General features: G+C 35.4%; 5 protein-coding genes and 1 pseudogene. All 6 read left to right on the forward strand.

What is annotated here, in order from left to right; genetic code table 11:
* The first annotated feature begins 108 nt into the window (after positions 1 to 108).
* A complete protein-coding gene (locus CHI06_RS28810) occupies positions 109 to 942 on the forward strand; it encodes an undecaprenyl-diphosphate phosphatase (protein ID WP_095252053.1) in 834 nt (277 codons plus the stop codon).
* A gap of 40 nt (positions 943 to 982) precedes the next feature.
* Positions 983 to 1,087, forward strand: a pseudogene (locus tag CHI06_RS31210) (Ger(x)C family spore germination C-terminal domain-containing protein); the annotation flags it as partial.
* Positions 1,088 to 1,319: 232 nt separating this feature from the next.
* The gene (locus CHI06_RS28815; RefSeq protein WP_095252054.1) at positions 1,320 to 2,540 is read left to right on the forward strand and encodes an ATP-grasp domain-containing protein; all 1,221 of its coding nucleotides are present in this window, start codon (positions 1,320 to 1,322) and stop codon (positions 2,538 to 2,540) included.
* Between the two features lie 23 nt (positions 2,541 to 2,563).
* Positions 2,564 to 2,989, forward strand: a complete 426-nt coding sequence (locus CHI06_RS28820; protein WP_095252055.1) for a CotY/CotZ family spore coat protein — start codon at positions 2,564 to 2,566, stop codon at positions 2,987 to 2,989.
* 121 nt (positions 2,990 to 3,110) lie between these two features.
* On the forward strand, positions 3,111 to 3,203 hold the full coding sequence (locus CHI06_RS28825) for a YjcZ family sporulation protein (RefSeq protein WP_095252056.1): 93 nt from the start codon (positions 3,111 to 3,113) through the stop codon (positions 3,201 to 3,203).
* Between the two features lie 33 nt (positions 3,204 to 3,236).
* On the forward strand, positions 3,237 to 3,371 hold the full coding sequence (locus CHI06_RS28830; RefSeq protein WP_095252057.1) for a YjcZ family sporulation protein: 135 nt from the start codon (positions 3,237 to 3,239) through the stop codon (positions 3,369 to 3,371).
* Positions 3,372 to 3,388 lie beyond the last annotated feature (17 nt).

Genomic DNA, 3,388 nt, shown 5'->3' on the forward strand with positions numbered 1-3,388 from the left:
GTGTTAAATATTATTTGCTAAAGACGATGGAAATTGAGTACAATTAAACAGTTATTCCGTATCCTTGAATGTAAAAAACAGAAGATAAAGTTAGGAGTAGTTATGTAAATGGAGTTATTATTGATTATTAAAGCTATTATTTTAGGTTTTGTAGAGGGGTTAACAGAATTTGCTCCAGTATCTTCAACAGGGCATATGATTATCGTTGATGATATGTGGCTTAAATCAGAAGATTTCTTAGGAAAGTATGGAGCGAATACCTTTAAAGTAGTCATCCAGTTAGGTTCCATTTTAGCGGTTGTGGTGACATTTAAGGACAGATTTATCGATTTATTAGGAATGGGTCGAATAAAAAGTAAGCTATCTAACCAAAGTGGCGGTCGTTTAAAATTAACTCAAGTAATTGTTGGATTAGTTCCAGCTGGAATCTTTGGAGTGCTACTTGAAGACTACATAGATGAGTATTTATTTTCGACTGAGACGGTTTTAATAGGTTTAGTGATTGGTGCAATTTTCATGATAATTGCAGATCGCTTTGGTCCAAAAACACCAAAAATCCAAACTGTTGACCAAATTACGTATAAACAAGCACTAACAATTGGTCTCATTCAATGTTTATCATTGTGGCCAGGTTTCTCTCGTTCGGGTTCGACTATTTCAGGTGGAGTTCTATTAGGATTGAGCCATAGAGCGGCCGCTGATTTTACATTTATTATGGCAGTGCCTATTATGGCGGGTGCCAGTTTTCTTTCTTTACTGAAAAATTGGCAGTATATGACGATGGATGCACTCCCATTTTTTATTGCGGGATTTATTAGTGCCTTTGTTTTTGCATTAATTTCGATTCGCTTTTTCTTAAAGTTAATAGATAAAATTAAACTTGTTCCATTTGCGATTTATCGAATCCTGTTAGCGTTAATAATTTTTCTTGTGTATTTTTAATTAAAGTGAACCAACAACGAAATGTTGTTGGTTTGAAAAGCAGTGGGATGAATATTTCAAAGATGCCATCGTCAATGTCGATGTAAATGTCAAAATAAGAAGATCCGGCATTCGAACAAAGAGTCCTTTTAGTGAAAAAAAGTAGTTTTTTGTAAACCATATCTTTGAGGATTAAAACCTTAAGAATATGGTTTTTTTCTTTCTAAACACTTGTCCTTGATTTTTTTTGCAGGCAACTGTCCACTTTAAATTTATTGGTCAAATAACTGGTCGTACATAATGAACTAGCCTACACCAACTATCAGAAAAAGAATATTTTATTGTAACAGGTAAACTATCACAATATATGTGATGAAAATCTTTGGTGGGTGCAAAAAATGAATTCGATTGTTTTTTTAGGGACGAACAAAACAGGATCAAGCTATGAAGGAATAAAAGCAGCAAAAAGACTAGGTTACGAGACAATCCTTTTAACGAACCGCACCATTTTTGCAGAGGAAAGGGAGGATTATAAAGAAATTGATGATGTTCGGCTCATTGATATGTCAGACACGGATGAAATATTCTTAATAATAACTGATCTTATGAATGAGGGTACATGTGTCGACTGTTTTATTAGCTTTTTAGATGAGTATGTTTATTTGGCTGCCTTGCTCACGAATATTATTTGTAATACGCCACTCACGTTTGAACCATTGAAAATTATGACCGATAAAATATTAACCAGGAGATTTTTAAGCGGGAAAAATTATACTCCTTTTTTTAAGGTGCTAAGTTCACCCGAAGCCATCGAAAATGAGGTAAGTGAGTTAAATGACCAATTTCCACTAATTATTAAATCGCCTCAATCAAATGGTTCAAAGGATGTATTATTGGTCAGAAATATTTGGGAATGTAAGAGGGGTGTGAAACAACTTCTTAGAAAAAACTCTGAGCTTCCTATTTTAGTAGAGGAATATCTTGAGGGGCCACAATATTTAATTGAAGTGATGGTTTTTCACTCATCCATTACAATTGTGGCAATTGTTGAACAGGAAGTAACAAAGGGCGAACGTTTCATTATTACAGGTTATTCTATCTGTCCTAAGTTGTTATTGGAACCACTTCCGGGATTAAAAGAAACTGTTTATTCTATTATAGAGGATTTTCAATTTAGAAATGGTACTTGCCATTTGGAAATGAAATTAACAAATAAAGGCTGGAAGCTGATTGAGATTAATCCGAGAATGGCAGGGGGAGCTATGAATCGGATGATAGAGGAAGCGTTTGGTGTTAATCTTGCAGAACAGACGATAAAGTTGTATGCAGGAAATGAGCCAGATTTAATAAGAAGGCAAGAAAAAGCTATCTATGCACAATATTTAATCGTTAGCTCTATTGGGAAATTACTTAAAGTATCGGGGTGTGACTCTGCTGAAGAACAAGCTGGTGTAATAGAGGTTTATACGAAAGCAGCAACCGGTCAAATTGTCACACCACCTCGCTCAATGGGACAACGTTACGGATATGTATTAGCAGCAGCTGATTCAAAAAGCCAAGCAAGGAAGTGCGCCATAAATGGTGCGCAACAAATTCAATTTTACCTACAGCCTATATAAATAATTGAAAGGAGGTTTGAATTATGGGGGAACAACAGAAGAAAACATGTGTTTGTCATGACCTGCGGCAACTATTAGAAGAACAAAAAAAACTATCGTTTGAGGATTTTCGCTTTGTAAATGGCGATTTTGGATATGACACGATTCCGTTTATACTTTCAACCGGGAAATGTCAATTTGAGGCTTGGGGTTGGACAAATAATGGAGATTTTTTTATGACAAATGTTTTTAGATTAGAGGCAATAGATGAAAAGAGATGTTGTGCAACAATATCCCTTCTTGAACCGGTAGACATAGACGGCTATCCAGTAGATATGTGCGACAATATCTTTTCGTTAAGAACTACAACAAATTGTATTATTATAGACCTCTCCTGCTTTACTTCATTACAACCGTTATCACCTAGATTAGTAAATCGTTTACTGCCGATTATTGATCCAAAGAGTTAATAAGCCCATATAGAATGGGCTTATTCTTTTTTTTGAAATGCGGTTTATTTATACAAGTGGCTATCGCACATTTTTAGAGATATGAATAGGATATATGGAATTTAAAAAGGAGGTAATGTAAATGTCTGGTTCACATGGCGGGCTTGGCGCAGGCTTTGCTCTTATAGTTGTATTGTTCATTTTGTTAATTATTATCGGGGCTTCTTGGTGCTGAGAATACTATTAATTTAAAGAGGGGGTTATAAATATGCATTATGGATATGGTGGCGGATGTGGTGTTGGCGGTTATGGTTACAGCGGATGCGGATTTGGCGGCGGCTTTGCGTTAATCGTAGTTTTATTCATCCTATTGATTATCGTAGGAGCAGCGTGCTTTAGATAATTAGATATTGAACAAAG

This window comes from Bacillus sp. 7884-1, assembly GCF_002272245.1.
GTDB lineage: Bacteria > Bacillota > Bacilli > Bacillales > Cytobacillaceae > Neobacillus.

Excerpts from the sequence above, each read along its gene's own strand:
- CHI06_RS28815 (WP_095252054.1), top strand. The coding sequence starts at position 1,320 with ATGAATTCGATTGTTTTTTTAGGGACGAACAAAACAGGATCAAGCTAT.
- CHI06_RS28810 (WP_095252053.1), top strand. The coding sequence starts at position 109 with ATGGAGTTATTATTGATTATTAAAGCTATTATTTTAGGTTTTGTAGAG.
- CHI06_RS28830 (WP_095252057.1), top strand. The coding sequence starts at position 3,237 with ATGCATTATGGATATGGTGGCGGATGTGGTGTTGGCGGTTATGGTTAC.
- CHI06_RS28820 (WP_095252055.1), top strand. The coding sequence starts at position 2,564 with ATGGGGGAACAACAGAAGAAAACATGTGTTTGTCATGACCTGCGGCAA.
- CHI06_RS28825 (WP_095252056.1), top strand. The coding sequence starts at position 3,111 with ATGTCTGGTTCACATGGCGGGCTTGGCGCAGGCTTTGCTCTTATAGTT.